Consider the following 16,421-nt stretch of genomic DNA (forward strand, 5'->3'; position numbering starts at 1 on the left):
ATTATTTTAGAGTCTTCATACTATATACGAAAAAAAAGCAAAGAGGTTCCAAAAAAATGAAAATAAAAAAACTACGCAATTTTGCGTAGTTTTTTTAATGAGATTAAACCTCCATAATGATCGGTAAAATCATAGGGCGACGTTTTGTTTTTTCGAATAAATATGGTCCTAATACGTCAGTGATTTCATTTTTTAGCTCAGTCCATTGAGGCGTTTTGCCCTGAATTGATTCATTCAGGTGTCGGTTTAGCATTTTTTGTGCTTCATTAATCATCGTACCTGACTCACGCATGTAAACAAAGCCTCGTGAAATAATGTCTGGACCGGAAACGATTTTTTGGTTTTCCATATCCACACTTACAACAACGATCACTAAACCTTCTTCAGAAAGAATGCGTCGATCACGTAATACGATATTGCCGATATCTCCAATACCATTGCCGTCAATATAAACGTCTCCTGAAGGAATACGACCTGCTACATGTGCTTCGTTGGCACTTAATGCTAGCACGTCACCATTCTCCATAACGAATGTATTTTCAAGCGGAACATCACAATCTTCTGCTAGATGAGTATGCATTTTCAACATACGGAATTCACCGTGAATTGGCATAAAGAATTTAGGCTTCATTAGGCGCAGCATTAGTTTTTGTTCTTCTTGAGAACCGTGACCAGAAGTATGGATATTATTCAGTGCACCATGTATAACTTCTGCACCTGCACGGAAAAGTAAGTTGATAATCTTGTTTACACTTACCGTATTTCCTGGTACTGGTGAAGAAGAGAAGATAACTGTGTCACCAGGCTGGATTTGGATTTGACGATGTGTACCATTGGCAATGCGAGAAAGTGCGGCCATCGGTTCACCTTGAGAGCCTGTACATAATATCATAACTTCATTGGCAGGAAGACGATTAATGCTTTGGGCATCAATAAATGTATCCTTTGGTGCATTAATATAGCCTAGTTCACGACCAATTGTAATGGCATTATCCATTGAACGTCCGAAGACAGCAATTTTTCTTCCGTATTTTACTGCAGCATCTGTTGCTTGTTGTAAACGGTGAATGTTAGATGCGAAAGTTGCAAAAATAATACGACTATCTACCTTACGGAAAATTTCATCGATACTTTTACCAACTGTACGCTCTGACATTGTAAAGTTCGGCTTTTCTGCATTCGTACTATCTGAAAGTAAGCATAGTACGCCATCACGGCCGATTTCAGCCATTTTTGTTAAGTTGGCTGGCTCGCCTACAGGTGTAAAGTCAAATTTAAAATCACCTGTATGCACGATGTTACCAGGTGGTGTTTTTACAACGATTCCGTAAGCATCTGGAATACTGTGTGTTGTTCTAAAGAAGCTAACAGATGTTTTTCTGAACTTAATAACATCCTCTTCTTTAATTTCGATAAGCTTTGTTGTACGTAGTAAACCATGCTCGTCTAACTTATTGCGTAATAAACCAAGTGCAAGCTTGCCGCCGTAGACAGGGACATTTACTTGACGTAATAAGTAGGGAATACCACCAATATGGTCTTCATGTCCATGTGTAACAAATAATCCTTTAATTTTGTCGGCGTTGCGTACTAAATAAGTATAATCCGGAATAACGTAGTCAATGCCGAGTAAGTCGTCTTCTGGGAATTTAATGCCGGCATCAATTAAAATGATTTCATCTTGAAATTGAACGCCGTAAGTGTTTTTGCCGATTTCGCCCAGTCCGCCGAGCGCGAAAACAGCTGCTTGGTCATTTTTAACAAACTTCATGTTTGTTAAATTTCCTCCAAGATGAAGTTCGGGCTTGCTTGTTCGTAGACTAAATAGTTACCTTCAAGCAATTGAACGAACTCGATGTTGTAGTTTCGGTCTTTTAGCTTTTCACGTACTTCGCGTTCTGAAGCAGCTTCTAGGTATAGACTTTTAGTGTTTTCGCGAACTGGAATTTCATTTACTTTTTCTTGATAATAAACTTTGTAAATCATAGTTTGCTCTCCTTTTATTGCGTACAATTTTCTTGCACCTTTGACTAATACCACACACGTACTACAAGAAAAAACAGCAAATTTCTAGTAAACAAAGGAAGAAATTAGGCGTTTGAAGTTCTTGTATCTCAGTGTTACAATCCAGACGTAATTACAACAAGGTGTAATTGAATTATGCAATGAGACAGTGGTTGCGCATAGCCAAATAAATGCATTTCCTTTATATTATCACGCAGTTACTCTAAAATAAAGAAAAGCCCTTCAAATAATGAAGGGCAAATGTTAGGCAATTGATTTTTTTCCGAGTATGCCGCGAAGTTGCTTCAACAATTTGCGTTTGAGTTTCTTCAGCATGGCACATCACTCCTTAGGATCATTATAATAAAAAATATTGCCTCTGTAAAGTCATTAACCTTGCAGAATAATACATAATGAAGGGGACTATAAGATGAAGAAAATATTATTTTTTGATGTAGATGGTACACTTTATAATAGTGAGAAAATATTACCTGCTTCTGCGAAAGAGGCACTTTTTGAAGCTCGTCGTAATGGATATGAGATAGCGATTGCAACTGGACGTGCACCTTTCATGATTCAATCCTTGCTAGAAGAGCTAGATATTAATACGTATGTGACATTTAACGGACAATATGTTGTTTATCGTGGTGAGGTTATTTATACGAATGGTGTTGGAAAAGGTGAGCTAGCCAAAATCATTGCCTTTGGTGAAGCGCGAAATGAACCTGTAGTATTTTTAGACGACAAGCGTATGATTGCATCTGTAGGAAATAACGATATGGTAGTAGAAAGCCTCGATACATTAAAATACGAGTATCCGACTATAGACTCAACTTATTATATGCAGAACGATGTCTATCAAACACTTATTTTTATGGAAGAAAAAGATGAACATTTATATCGTGAAGCATTTCCGAACGTGGAGTTTGTACGCTGGCACCGCTATTCTTGTGATATTTTACCAAAGGGAGGCTCGAAGGCTGCTGGTATTGAAAAGGTCCTTGATAAGATAGGGCTGACATTAAATGATGCCATTGCTTTTGGGGATGGACTTAACGATATTGAAATGCTACAGGCTGTTGGGACTGGCGTGGCGATGGGGAATGGTCATGAGAGAGTGAAGGCTGTTGCTACTCATATTGCGGAGCATGTGGACGAGGATGGTCTTGCTAAAATCATGCACCAATTAAATATTATCTAACTTATTTCAACGGAGTCGAAACATCCGTACCTGTCGCTAAGCTTTCGGTACAAAAGACATCCGCTGAAATAAGTTAAACCTCCGGACGCAATGCCGAGGCATAATTGATTAGAGAAACTAAAGAAGCAACTAGTTGTAAGAATTGACTACAACTAGTTGCTTTTGTATTTAATAAATTATTTAGTGTCTTCGATGTTTGTTCTTACTATTTTCAGTTGTACACCATTATCCGTGAAATGATTGACCGTGTCTTTAGAGAGTGAGTAATCTGTGATAATCATATCTACCGCATTTACTGGACAAACTTGAATAGCGACATCTTTGTTAAGTTTTGAAGAGTCCGCTGCTACATAGACAGTTTGAGAAATATTTATAATTTGTTTCCGCGAATACGAACATCAACCTATAAAAAAGGAAGTACAAGATGTTGTTGGGTTAGATTTTTCCATGAATGGCTTATTTGTCGATAGCGAAGAAGGTAAGACAGCCAATTACCCACGTTTCTATCGTCAAGCCTTGGTAAAATTAGCGAAGGAACAAAGTATTCTATCACGCAAAAAGAAAGATTCTAATCGTTGGCACAAACAGCGTCTTAAAGTAGCGAGGTTACATGAAAAAATCGCCAACCAACGGAAAGACTTTCTGCATAAAGAATCGCATAAAGTAGCAAAACCTATGATTGCGTGGTGATTGAAGATCTCAACATGAAGGGGATGTCACAAGCACTCCGTTTTGGTAAAAGCGTTGCAGATAATGCATGGGGCTTGTTCACAACTTTTCTTAGGTATAAGTTAGAGGAGCAAGGGAAAAAGTTAATCAAAATAGACAGATGGTTTCCTTCTTCCGAAACTTGTTCCAATTGTGGTCAAGTAAAGGAGTCCTTATCTCTTTCTGAGTGTACGTTCTACTGTGATTGTGGGTTTATAGCAGACAGGGACTGGAATGCCGTTTATCAACATCAGACATGAAGGATTGCGTTTATTAGCGTTAGCATAACAAAAAAACTTTTGGAACAAGAGGGATAGCTCGGTCAGTTTTCGTTGGCTACTAAAAGCAACGATAAGTCGAGAAGCCCCCACTTCAAAAACTGTTAGGTTATAAATGGTGGGTAGTTCACCACCGCCATAAAACTTCTCCATTTTCTTATCTTGCACAAGCTGTGTTGAATATCACGACGAATTGTTTCCGTTGAAACGTTGAACTCTTTTGTTAGCGTTACTAATTTTACTATCATATGTTTTCGTACAAATTGTAAAATATGCTGTTGCCTTTCTATTGTATACATTTCATTTCACGGAACAGGATGTCCTAGCTTGGGTTTGCTTTCTTTCTGTGCTCCTAATCGCGCTCGTATGGTGTAGAATCTGGAATTTCCGCAAATGGATTTTTTTCATTGATGCGATCGTAAAACATAATGCCGTTAAGGTGGTCTAATTCGTGTTGGAAGGCTATAGCAGGCATGCCTTTAAGTCGCAATTTTTTCTCTTCACCGTCAATTGTTTTAAATTTAACTGTAACACGAGCATGACGTGGTACATAGCCTGGAACATTGCGATCTACAGAAAGGCAGCCCTCACCCGCTGCAAGGTATGAGTTTTCTACAGAATGGCTAACGATTTTTGGGTTGATAGCTACAAAACTTAATTGTTCGCCATTGTCATCAGTTAAATGAAGGGCAAACATGCGATGTAGGCTATTTACTTGATTGGCAGCTAATCCAATGCCGCCGCGTAAATTATATTTATCTGCCATTTCAGGATCTTGGCTGTTTATTAAATATTGAAGCATGTCTTCTGCAAGCTGTCTTACTTCATCAGTTAAAGGGAATTTGACCTCCTCAGCTTTTGTGCGTAAAGTCGGATGACCTTCGCGAATAATATCATCCATTAAAATCATATATGAATCTTCCTTTCAACTTTGTAGTGCTTACTTATAAGTATACATCACGTCTTAAAACAATCACATGAAAAAAGACCTTATTTGAATATACTTAAAAAATTTTTCTAAAGCTATTAGATTGTCTGGAACTGGGGCATTCTACTATTGGTAATCATGTAAGGAAACTAAATAATTATGTACTTTCGATATGTTGTTATAATACAGTTATTCTTTGTTAGTGGTACAGTGTGAAACAGAGTTGTATAATCGCTATGTTAGAAAAAATCTTTGTTTATACGCGTATTATATGATTGACCGACAGTATTTTATTCAGTATACTGAGTGCAAAGAATAAGTTGTACTAGTTGAAATGGTGATTTATTTTAATACAGCTGAAAGGGAGATGTGACAAATGGGCAAGAAAAACAATAATATTTTTGACGCTAAACAAACGCTAACTGAAATAGAAGATAAATTTGAAATGTTTCAAATTTTAAATGAAGAAGGCGAAATTATAAATGACGAGGCAGACCCAAAGTTATCTGATGAGGAGCTAGTTGAGTTAATGACGCGTATGGTTTATACACGTATTTTAGACCAACGTTCCATTTCTCTTAACCGTCAAGGTCGATTAGGCTTCTATGCACCAACGGCTGGGCAAGAAGCTTCACAACTTGCTTCACACTTTGCGTTAGAAAAAGAAGATTGGATTTTACCAGGTTACCGTGATGTACCACAAATCGTATGGCATGGTTTACCTTTAGATAAAGCGTTTTTATTCTCACGCGGTCATTTTATGGGGAATCAAGTTCCTGAAGGGGTAAACGTATTAGCACCTCAAATCATTATCGGTGCACAATATATTCAAGCTGCAGGTGTAGCGCTTGGTATTCAAAAACGTGGTAAAAAGGCTGTCGCTGTAACTTATACAGGTGATGGTGGGTCATCGCAAGGGGATTTCTATGAAGGCATTAACTTTGCGGGTGCGTTTAAATCACCAGCAATTTTCATTGTACAAAATAACCAATATGCAATTTCAACACCTCGTGAATTACAAACAGCTGCGAAAACAATTGCTCAAAAAGGTGTAGCAGCAGGCTTACCAAGTATTTTAGTAGATGGAATGGATGCGTTAGCTGTTTACGTAGCAACACGTGATGCACGTGAGCGCGCTGTTAATGGCGAAGGTCCTACTTTAATTGAAACAATGTGCTATCGCTATGGTCCTCATACAATGGCAGGGGATGACCCAACGCGTTACCGTACATCGGATACAGATAGTGAATGGGCGCAAAAAGACCCTCTTGTACGCTTCCGTAAATATCTAGAGGCGAAAGGTTTATGGGATGAGCAAAAAGAAGAGGCTGTTATTGAGCGTGCAAAAGAAGAAATTAAAGAGGCAATCAAAAAAGCCGATGCTGCTCCAAAACAAAAAGTAACACAGTTAATGGAAAACATGTATAAAGGCGAAATGCCATCAAACTTAAAAGAACAATATGAAATCTATAAAGAGAAGGAGTCGAAATAACCTATGGCACAAATGACAATGATTCAAGCAATTACAGATGCACTTCGCACAGAATTAAAGAATGATGAAAACGTTCTTGTATTCGGGGAAGATGTAGGTGTCAATGGTGGGGTATTCCGCGCAACTGAAGGCCTACAAAAAGAATTCGGTGTTGACCGCGTTTTCGATACTCCATTAGCAGAGTCAGGTATTGGTGGCTTAGCAGTCGGACTTTCTCTTCAAGGTTTCCGTCCAGTTCCTGAAATTCAGTTCTTCGGCTTTGTTTATGAAGTAATGGATTCAATTAGTGGTCAATTAGCACGTATGAGCTACCGTAGCGGCGGTGTCTATAATGCACCAGTAACAATCCGTTCTCCATTTGGTGGTGGTGTACATACACCAGAAATGCACTCAGATAGCTTAGAGAGTTTAATGACAGCACAACCAGGGTTAACGGTTGTTGTACCATCTACACCATACGATGCGAAAGGCTTACTGATTTCATCTATTCGAAATGACAACCCAGTCATTTTCTTAGAGCATTTAAAATTATATCGTTCATTCCGTGAAGAGGTGCCAGAGGAAGCATACGAAATTCCACTAGGTAAAGCGGATGTAAAACGTGAAGGTAAAGATCTAACAATCATTGCCTATGGTTTAATGGTTCACGAAAGCTTAAAGGCTGCAGAAGAGCTAGAAAAAGAAGGTCACTCTGTAGAAGTTATTGATTTACGTACAATCCAACCTATTGATATTGAAACAATTATTGCGTCAGTTGAAAAAACAGGTCGCGCAATCGTTGTACAAGAGGCTCAAAAACAAGCAGGTATCGCTGCAAATGTTGTGGCTGAAATTACAGAACGCGCGATTTTAAGCTTAGAAGCACCTGTACTTCGTGTGGCTGCACCAGATACTGTGTACCCATTCCCACAAGCTGAAGGTGTTTGGTTACCAAACTATAAAGATGTAATGGAAACTGCAAAAAAAGTTTTAACATTCTAATGTAGCTTCTAAACAAGGAACTGTAAATCGAAAGGATGGGTACACATGGCATTTGAATTTAGATTACCAGACATAGGCGAGGGTATTCACGAAGGCGAAATCGTGAAATGGTTCGTTAAAGCTGGAGATACAGTAAAAGAAGATGATATTCTTTGTGAAGTACAAAATGACAAAGCAGTAGTAGAAATCCCTTCTCCGGTGGAAGGGAAAGTAGAGGAAGTTTTAGTAGGAGAAGGCACAGTAGCAGTTGTTGGTGATGTCTTAATCCGTTTTGATGCACCTGGCTATGAAGACTTAAAGCTAAAAGGTGATGACCATGCTGAGGCGAAAACAGAGGCTCAAGTTCAAGCAACAGCTGAGGATGGTCAGAAAGTAGAAAAGGCTCCTGTTAAAGATGAGCAGGCTCCAGAGAAAGCTGCCGAAAAGACTGAAGCTGTAACTGTAGCTGATGAAAATAAGCGTGTCATTGCAATGCCTTCAGTACGTAAATTTGCACGAGAGCATGATGTTAATATTCGTGAAGTTAAAGGTACAGGCAAAAATGGTCGTATTTTAAAACAAGATATTGAGAATTTCCTAAAAGGTGGAGGCGCTGTAGAGGCTGAAGTAGTACCGGTGGCTAATGAGGAGGCTGTTCAGCAAGAAACAACTGCACAAGCAGCAGCACCAGTAGTTCTTGAAGGTGAATTCCCTGAAACACGTGAGAAAATGTCGGGCATTCGAAAAGCGATTGCAAAAGCGATGGTTCACTCGAAACAAACGGCTCCACATGTTACACTAATGGATGAAGTCGATGTAACAGCTCTAGTAGCACATCGCAAAAAATTCAAAGATATCGCTGCTGAAAAAGGTGTCAAATTAACGTACTTACCATACGTAGTTAAAGCGCTTATTTCAACTTTACGCGAATTCCCAGAATTTAACCGCTCATTAGATGATGCAACACAAGAGATTATTCAGAAGCATTATTATAATATTGGTATTGCAGCAGATACAGAAAAAGGCTTGTTAGTACCAGTTATTAAGCACGCAGATCGTAAATCTGTATTTGCAGTATCAAACGAGATTAATGAATTAGCGACTAAAGCACGTGAAGGCAAGCTTGCACCACATGAAATGAAGGGCGCTTCGATGTCGATTACGAATATCGGCTCTGCAGGAGGACAATGGTTTACTCCGGTAATTAATCATCCTGAAGTAGCAATTCTAGGTATTGGTCGAATTTCAGAAAAACCTGTAATAAAAAATGGTGAAATTGTAGCCGCACCTGTGTTAGCATTATCATTGAGCTTTGATCATCGTATGATTGATGGAGCCACTGCGCAAAATGCTTTAAATCACTTAAAGCGTTTGCTAAGTGAACCAGAATTATTATTAATGGAGGCGTAACAAAAATGGTAGTAGGAGATTTTCCAATCGAAACAGATACTCTTGTCATTGGTTCAGGTCCTGGAGGATATGTAGCAGCAATCCGTGCAGCTCAAACTGGCCAAAAAGTAACAATCGTTGAAAAAAATGTACTTGGTGGTGTGTGCTTAAACGTAGGTTGTATCCCATCAAAAGCATTAATTTCAGTAGGTCACCGTTTTGAGCATGCTAAACATTCAGATGACATGGGTATCATCGCTTCTGACGTGAAATTAGACTTCTCAAAAGCACAAGCATTTAAAGACAGCGTTGTTAAAAAATTAACTGGCGGTGTTGAAGGCTTACTTAAAGGTAATAAAGTTGAAATTGTACAAGGTGAAGCTTATTTCGTTGACGCTCATTCAGTGCGTATCATCAATGGTGAATCTGCTCAAACATACACATTTAACAATGTAATTATCGCAACAGGTTCTCGCCCAGTTGAAATTCCAACATTCAAATTCTCTGATCGCGTACTAAATTCTACTGGCGCACTTTCTTTACAAGAAGTACCAGGTAAATTAGTTGTTATCGGTGGAGGTTATATTGGTACAGAGTTAGGTTCAGCATATGCTAATCTTGGCTCACAAGTAACAATTATCGAGGGCGGAAAAGATATCTTAGCTGGTTTCGAAAAACAAATGACACAAATCGTGAAAAAAGGCCTTAAAAAGAAAGGCGTTGAAATGGAAGTAAACGCATCTGCAAAAGGCGTTGAAGAAACAGAAAACGGCGTAGTAGTAACATATGAAGTTGGCGGAGAAGAGAAAAAAGTTGAAGCTGACTATGTATTAGTAACTGTAGGTCGTCGTCCAAATACAGATGAAATGGGCCTTGCTGAAATCGGTATTGAATTCGGTGAACGTGGTCTTATCAATGTTGACAAACAATGTCGTACAAATATTCCAAACATCTATGCAATTGGTGATATTGTAGCTGGTCCTCAACTTGCTCATAAAGCATCTTACGAAGGTAAAGTTGCTGCTGAAGCAATCGCTGGTGAAAAATCAATCGTTGATTATTTAGCTATTCCTGCTGTATGCTTCACAGATCCAGAAATGGCAACAGTTGGTTATAACGAAGATGAAGCGAAAGCTGAAGGCATTGAATACACTGCAGCGAAATTCCCATTCGCAGCAAATGGTCGTGCACTTGCATTAAACCAAACAGAAGGTTTCGTGAAGCTTGTTGCGCGTAAAGAAGATGGCTTATTAATCGGTGCTCAAATCGTAGGTGCTGGTGCATCAGATATGATCGCTGAAATGGGCTTAGCAATTGAAGGCGGCATGACTGCTGAAGATATCGCATTAACAATCCATGCTCACCCAACATTAGGTGAAATTACAATGGAAGCTGCTGAAGTATTACTTGGCAACCCAATCCATATTGTAGCTAAAAAATAATAAAGTTTATGAAAACGGCTATAAAGCATTTGCTTTGTAGCCGTTTTTTTGTATATTACTTGTAATTTTGATAAAGTAATTATATCGAATGAATATTCAAATAATATAGTTCGGTTGGGATTATATTAAATACCGAATAGATTTAGCGAATGTGTCAGATAGTCTCTGAAATTGACTGCTAGATATTCGAAAATGATATCGATGTTTGTATAACAAAAGAAGTTGAACAAAAAACTGGGGTGATCACAATGGAACTAGGCTTAAAGGGGAAAGTAGCAGTTATTACAGGTTCAAGTAAGGGAATTGGTTATTATACAGCGATGCAGCTTGTGAAAGAGGGGGCAAAGGTTGTACTTTGTGCTCGTGGTGAAAAACAGCTTCAAGTGGCTGCTGGCTGTATTAAAAACGAAACAGGCGAGGACGTATTAATTGTAGCGACTGATATTACAAAGGAAAAAGATTGTAAGTACTTAATTGAACGAGCAGTAGAACATTTTGGTCGTCTTGATATTCTTATTAATAATGCAGGGACAGCTTCGGCTAATCCATTTGAAGCGGTTAGTAGTGAGCTATGGCAAGCTGATTTAGATTTAAAAGTATTTGGTGCTGTCAATTGTTCAAAATATGCTGCACCTCATTTGCGTAAGGTTGGTGGCGGTGCAATAGTTAATGTGACTGCAGTAATGGCTAAAACACCACCAGCAAACTCACTCCCTACTACTGTAAGTCGTGCGGCAGGGCTTGCGTTAACGAAGGCTATGAGCAAAGACTTAGGGAAAGATAATATTCGTGTGAATTCTGTTTGTATTGGGCTTATTCGTAGTGATCAAATTGAGAAGAAGTGGAAGGAAGAAGCGCCAGAACTATCGTGGGAAAATTATTCACGTAAAGTAGGTCAAGCGATTCCACTTGGTCGAGTAGGGGATACTCAAGAAGCAGCAAATGTCATTACTTTTTTAGTATCAGATGCAGCTAGTTATGTGACAGGAACTTCTGTAAACATTGATGGTGGTTCTGGACACGCATTATAGTTAAAAAAAGACTTTTGGCGTTGTCTTAAAAACGAATGTAGAGCAGTTTTTAGACAACCTCTTTATCTTATGTATAGAAAAAGGATGGCTCAAAGTGTTTTGGAGTTATCCTTTTTTTCTATTGTTTTCCTAAAATTATAATAGACAGAAAATTCCTGCAGATGTAGAATAAACGTTATAGGGGGTGAAATGTGGCGAAATGTTGAACGAAAATTTTGCTTCGATGTTAAAGAGAGTTGTTCGTATTATTGTTCAGATTGGGATACTCAATATTTTTTATTACATGGGTGTCGGTATTGTGGCTTTACTACATGTACCTCTTCCGGGAAGTGTAATTGGATTACTATTACTAGCACTTTCACTCAATTTTAAAATAATTAAAGTAGAATACATTCAAGATGGAGCAGGCTTCTTAATTGGCGTATTAACCTTGTTTTTCATTCCTGCAACAGTAGGAGTGATTGACTACCCTGAACTTTTTTCAACTACTGGCCTATTGATTATGCTAGCCGTTATAGCAAGCACGCTAATCTCTATTTATGTTACAGGATTACTTAGTCAAATGGTTGAGAAAAAAGAGCTGGCTAAAAAAGAAACAGAAACCATTGTAGAAGAAGGAGAGGGGAAATTAACTGTTGATTGAAATTATTGTTGTCGTTGGCACCGTTGTCTTATTCGTGTTATTTACAAAACTTTATCAACGTTACCCACATCCTTTAATGATTCCGCTAGTGACGACAACGATCGTCAGTGCAGTTATGTTATTAGTCTTTAACATTCCATATTCTACTTATATGGAGGGAGGGCAATGGCTTCAAAAAATGCTAGGTCCAGCAGTTGTAGCCCTAGCTTATCCTCTATATAATCAGCGTGAGATCATTATGAAATATAAATATGCTATTTTGTCAGGTATTTTTATCGCTATGATTACGGGCTTAGCAACAATATTTGTTATGCTGAAATGGATTGGCGTCAATAAAAGCTGGCTGCTGACGGCCTTGCCTAAATCATTAACGACACCTGTAGGTATGCAGGTGAGTGAGACAATTGGCGGCATTCCACCATTAACAGCTGTGCTTGTAATGCTGGCAGGGTTTGTAGGCGCTATTATTGGACCGCTAGTCATTAAATACGGCAAAATTGATTCAGCCGTTAGTAGAGGTGTTGCAGTAGGTAGTGCTTCACATGGCGTTGGGCTTGTTAAATTAAGAGAATACGGAGAACAAGAATTATCAGTAGGCTCGCTATCTATGGCCTTAACTGCAATTATAGGCGCATTTTTATGTCCACTATTTGTTTATTTATTTTTGTAAAAAAAAGCTATATACAGTTTATATTTTTATTAAAAGTCAAGAATTAAAGTAATGCACTTAATATTTCTGGATCTATATACAATGTGCAACATTATAATATGCTATTTTTTAAGCTGAACTAATTTTGATCTTGGTTCAGCTTTTATGTGTGTTTTAAGTGTTGGTTTGAAATAAAGATTGATCAAAAGTATGCTACGGCTGTTGTTATAATCTAACTCAAAGTTGAAAGGGTTTAGACCTCAACGCCTCGCCCTGCTGTAACAGTCAATCTCCCTTGTTAGTCATACACATCCATCTCCCACCAACATTTGGAAACATGTTACACTATACCAAACAACTGAATATTCAGATATTCAACTAACGGAGCAGTTTAGTTGATTAAGCTAACGAATTTTAAAGGAGAGTAGAAATTGAGTATGAATCAATTATATTTATCTTTAAATAAAGCAGGTTTGATGTTTAAGGGGAATTCAGAACAGGGAGAGGTTGATTTCATTCATCTTGAAACTGACGAGAATGGAACAACAAATTCAGTGGATGTAAATACATTTGAAACGCTTTTTGGGGATGTAAAAGGGAATCCAAGCTACGAGGCATTGTCGGGTTCTCATACTTTTAAATGGGAAGATACGCAATACACTATGATAGCAGAGGAAAAGGGTTATCAAAAGTATTTTAACAAGTGGAAAGAGCAAGGGTTGTTTAACTAACGAGAGCGGTAGGTTAATAAGAAAAGGGCTTGCGTGTATGATTGAATCTCATATATGCAAGTCCTTTTGTTATGCTTTCTCAATCACTCCAGTAGCTTAACACAAGACTTTGTAGCTCCCATCAAGCAATCTGTGTCAATGAATTTAGTTATGAAAGGTTCGAGGAGTGTCAAGAAAGGATTTATTAAACATAAAAAAGAAAAGATGACTTTTATAGTCACCTTTTCACTTGTAAGTAGCAATTTAGTTATTGAATATTTGTTCGTAACGGTGGAAGAATGCCACTGTGTGCGCTCTTGTTAGAGAATCATTTGGTTTAAACTCTTCATTTGTTTTAGTAGTTGTTAAACCATTATCACGAAGGAATTTAATAGCTTCTGACTGAGATACAGTCTTACCATAATGCATTGAAGCTAAGATACGAGCGAAGTTACCCCGTGTGATATCCTTACCTGCAATGGCTTGTTTGGATGCTGTGTTTGCACCTAGGACTGGTAGAGAGTATTTTGTAGCCAGTTGGTAGTTTACGTCTCCATACCATGAAGTATTAGCTATCGTTGAAGCTAGTTCTGATGGTTTGAAGTAACGAAATAGGATAGATAACATTTGGTTTTCCGTTAAGTTATTGTACGGTTTAAGTAAGTTTTCGTACTTACCTGTTGATGGGTTTTTCACGTTTGGGTCTCCACTGATGAGACCGATGTTGACTGCCCACTTAAAATCCTCAGCCCAGTATTGGTTTGCATTGTAATCAGCAAACTTTGATACATCAACGTTACCCGTTGTTGGCGGTGTTACTGGAGGTGTTGGCGTTGGTGTTGAAGCTGAGTAGTTTAAAAAACTTGATGCTACATACCCCTCTGTCCCGTCACTTCTTTTCACAGGATACCAAACAAAATGGTTTTTCTTCGTTTTTACTTCTTCATATTCAAAAGGACCCGTAATGGTAACAATTTCGCCTTCACGTAAAGTACCCAAAGAAGGACTATCTATAGAAGGTCTTGTCCTAAATTTCACATTTGTTGTTGTTGCACTAACTTTTTGATTTGTTTCAAAAAAATACTTTGATTTTGTTAATGGTAAATCAAAAGGATAGTTCATCGCCGAGAATTTAATATTTTCCCTGCTGTTAGAGTCATATTGAAAATATTCGCGTGAAAAAGGCAGCTCTGTTAAGTCTATTAATTCCAATTTCTCAATAATTCGGAGAATTCTTTCTTGATAGGCATTTGCATTTCTTTCACCAGTTGCTTGGACAATTGGACTATTTACTGGCTTAGTACCGTTATAAGCCATGATAGCGAAGTACCAATGTTCCAGTACATCTCTTTCCCCACTGTTGATGCTAGGTAAATCCTTCCGCTTAAACATTTTATCTAGAGTCTCTACACCAGCTTGAATATTATAGACAATATCACTTTTTAGTCTATCTTGATTGTAGCCGGCTTGATTTGTAATTTGCATAATGCCAATTCCATTATCGGCTGTCACAATAGCTTCACCATTCATATCGAAATGACGCCAATTTCCACTTTCACCTTCCGCTATTGCCTTCACAATTTCAGGAGGAACATCATAAATCAGTGCTGTTTCGGTTAACAAACAGTTCATTGTGGAAAAATCAGGGTTTCCTTTCGATGCCGAATTATAATCACATGTATTTGCAATATTACTAGCTAATACATTTTTATCTATATTTATAGATAGAGAGAGGGCACCAATGGCAATAACACTAATCAATGGTTTCAATATCTTTTTCATATCTGAATATTACACTTCCTTTCATATTTTCTAAAGTTATAAGATTCAGATATATGTTATCATAAACCCAATATTTGGGATAGTGGTAATATTCAATGTTTCTTTCATTTAACAGGATTGAGTGATAAATGATAGCCCTAACATATATTGTTTAATATTGATTCGGTGAAAGGGTTGTAAATAGTGATTGTTGGATTTTTACCTTTTTGTTAAATATGTAAGCTTCCTAAAGTCCATTGAGACAAGCCCAAGCCAAATCTATCAACTCTTACAGGCTCGTTAAATGGCTCTGTAAGCCTGCTACGATTGTTGTTGTAAGCTGACTCAAAGTTGAAAGAATTGAACTTTGCCACACTCCTTATTTCAACCAAGAGCTTGTGTTTGTTTTTTCGCTTCTTATATTCATTAATCCGATTCAAATAGAAAAAGCACACCAATTTAATGATGTGCTACCGCAATCTCATCATAGCTCGATTTATAAGCTCGCACTTCCGCACACCCATATTTGTAAATATGTTTCACTAGACATAGCAACTGATTATTCAGTTATTCAACTAACGGAGCAGTTTAGTGCAATAAGAAGGAATAATGTAAACTGTAATAAAAGGCGAATTTATGCAGGGTTAAAATAGGAGGGTGAACTAATGGATAAGACAGTTACTTTTTCATTCAGTAGTACAAAATATGAAGGTACAGAGGCGACAGAAACATTTACTTTTAAAGAATTAGGTATTGATAATGATTTGGATGATAAAGCACTAAAAATAGAAATAGATAGGATTTTCCAGGCTTGGGTTTGGGATAAACTTAACATCTCATTTAGTATAGTAATAGAATAAGGGAAACGCACATAGTACAGATGATGTTCGGTAACAATATATGACTAAAGGGTGCTTTTCTTGAAGACCATTGAGTTGCATAGGCAGCTCTTTTTCTTATTGAACTAACGGTGCAGTTTAGTTGAAGAAGAGGTTTTTTTGCGAATGCGTTGAATAAGTTAATATATGTAAAATATTGAACGAAAAGGGGTGCTTTACTTCAAGTCTAGGGGTAGCACTTTTTTCTTAAACTAACGCAGGATAGTTCAATTATTTATAGGGGGCACTTTATGGATGTATTATAGATAAGTGGACATACCTCGGTTAAATCAATAGAATTGAACATAAGAGAGGACGTGTCCGACCATGAGTCAAAAAAAGTACAA

General features: G+C 37.8%; 15 protein-coding genes and 1 pseudogene. 11 read left to right on the forward strand and 5 right to left on the reverse strand.

The window, feature by feature from the left end; translation table 11 throughout:
• Window positions 1-103: 103 nt before the first annotated feature.
• Window positions 104-1,771, reverse strand: a complete 1,668-nt coding sequence (rnjA, locus tag ABH966_RS06875; RefSeq protein ID WP_370076999.1) for a ribonuclease J1 — start codon at window positions 1,769-1,771, stop codon at window positions 104-106.
• Between the two features lie 5 nt (window positions 1,772-1,776).
• Window positions 1,777-1,986 (reverse strand): DNA-dependent RNA polymerase subunit epsilon, encoded by a 210-nt coding sequence (locus tag ABH966_RS06880; RefSeq protein ID WP_370077001.1) that lies wholly within the window; start codon window positions 1,984-1,986, stop codon window positions 1,777-1,779.
• A gap of 448 nt (window positions 1,987-2,434) precedes the next feature.
• Here ABH966_RS06880 and ABH966_RS06885 point away from each other — a divergent pair, with 448 nt between their 5' ends.
• On the forward strand, window positions 2,435-3,205 hold the full coding sequence (locus tag ABH966_RS06885) for a Cof-type HAD-IIB family hydrolase (RefSeq protein WP_370077003.1): 771 nt from the start codon (window positions 2,435-2,437) through the stop codon (window positions 3,203-3,205).
• 369 nt (window positions 3,206-3,574) lie between these two features.
• Window positions 3,575-4,201 (forward strand): annotated as a pseudogene (locus ABH966_RS06890) (RNA-guided endonuclease InsQ/TnpB family protein); the annotation flags it as partial.
• 94 nt (window positions 4,202-4,295) lie between these two features.
• On the opposite strand, the gene ABH966_RS06895 reads toward ABH966_RS06890, so the two are convergent.
• A complete protein-coding gene (locus ABH966_RS06895; protein WP_370077005.1) occupies window positions 4,296-4,490 on the reverse strand; it encodes a DeoR family transcriptional regulator in 195 nt (64 codons plus the stop codon).
• 53 nt (window positions 4,491-4,543) lie between these two features.
• Complete coding sequence (gene def / locus ABH966_RS06900) at window positions 4,544-5,101, reverse strand: peptide deformylase (RefSeq protein ID WP_370077007.1); 558 nt, start codon at window positions 5,099-5,101, stop codon at window positions 4,544-4,546.
• Window positions 5,102-5,495: 394 nt separating this feature from the next.
• On the opposite strand from def, the gene pdhA reads away from it, so the two are divergent.
• The 8 genes from pdhA (at window position 5,496) to ABH966_RS06940 (ending at window position 13,456) form a co-directional block, all read left to right on the forward strand.
• Window positions 5,496-6,611 carry a pyruvate dehydrogenase (acetyl-transferring) E1 component subunit alpha gene (pdhA, locus tag ABH966_RS06905; protein WP_100542608.1) on the forward strand — a complete coding sequence of 372 codons (1,116 nt, stop codon included), beginning with the start codon at window positions 5,496-5,498 and terminating at the stop codon, window positions 6,609-6,611.
• A gap of 3 nt (window positions 6,612-6,614) precedes the next feature.
• Window positions 6,615-7,592 (forward strand): alpha-ketoacid dehydrogenase subunit beta, encoded by a 978-nt coding sequence (locus ABH966_RS06910; RefSeq protein WP_079559704.1) that lies wholly within the window; start codon window positions 6,615-6,617, stop codon window positions 7,590-7,592.
• Window positions 7,593-7,637: 45 nt separating this feature from the next.
• Window positions 7,638-8,981 carry a dihydrolipoamide acetyltransferase family protein gene (locus ABH966_RS06915; RefSeq protein ID WP_370077010.1) on the forward strand — a complete coding sequence of 448 codons (1,344 nt, stop codon included), beginning with the start codon at window positions 7,638-7,640 and terminating at the stop codon, window positions 8,979-8,981.
• 5 nt (window positions 8,982-8,986) lie between these two features.
• The gene (gene lpdA, locus ABH966_RS06920) at window positions 8,987-10,402 is read left to right on the forward strand and encodes a dihydrolipoyl dehydrogenase (RefSeq protein ID WP_370077012.1); all 1,416 of its coding nucleotides are present in this window, start codon (window positions 8,987-8,989) and stop codon (window positions 10,400-10,402) included.
• 248 nt (window positions 10,403-10,650) lie between these two features.
• Window positions 10,651-11,433, forward strand: coding sequence for an SDR family NAD(P)-dependent oxidoreductase (locus ABH966_RS06925; protein ID WP_370077014.1), 783 nt, complete (start codon window positions 10,651-10,653; stop codon window positions 11,431-11,433).
• A 199-nt stretch (window positions 11,434-11,632) separates the two neighbouring features.
• Window positions 11,633-12,076 carry a CidA/LrgA family protein gene (locus ABH966_RS06930; RefSeq protein WP_370077016.1) on the forward strand — a complete coding sequence of 148 codons (444 nt, stop codon included), beginning with the start codon at window positions 11,633-11,635 and terminating at the stop codon, window positions 12,074-12,076.
• Window positions 12,069-12,746 carry an LrgB family protein gene (locus ABH966_RS06935; RefSeq protein WP_370077018.1) on the forward strand — a complete coding sequence of 226 codons (678 nt, stop codon included), beginning with the start codon at window positions 12,069-12,071 and terminating at the stop codon, window positions 12,744-12,746. The genes ABH966_RS06930 and ABH966_RS06935 overlap by 8 nt, the downstream gene beginning before the upstream one ends.
• Window positions 12,747-13,162: 416 nt before the next feature.
• A complete protein-coding gene (locus tag ABH966_RS06940; protein WP_370077042.1) occupies window positions 13,163-13,456 on the forward strand; it encodes a hypothetical protein in 294 nt (97 codons plus the stop codon).
• A 243-nt stretch (window positions 13,457-13,699) separates the two neighbouring features.
• Here the strand turns inward: ABH966_RS06940 and ABH966_RS06945 are convergent, their stop codons facing one another.
• Window positions 13,700-15,217 (reverse strand): SH3 domain-containing protein, encoded by a 1,518-nt coding sequence (locus tag ABH966_RS06945; protein WP_370077020.1) that lies wholly within the window; start codon window positions 15,215-15,217, stop codon window positions 13,700-13,702.
• Window positions 15,218-15,861: 644 nt separating this feature from the next.
• Here ABH966_RS06945 and ABH966_RS06950 point away from each other — a divergent pair.
• Complete coding sequence (locus ABH966_RS06950) at window positions 15,862-16,056, forward strand: hypothetical protein (protein WP_370077022.1); 195 nt, start codon at window positions 15,862-15,864, stop codon at window positions 16,054-16,056.
• Window positions 16,057-16,421: the final 365 nt, after the last annotated feature.

It is taken from the genome of Lysinibacillus sp. RC46, from assembly GCF_041262385.1.
Taxonomy (GTDB): Bacteria; Bacillota; Bacilli; order Bacillales_A; family Planococcaceae; genus Lysinibacillus.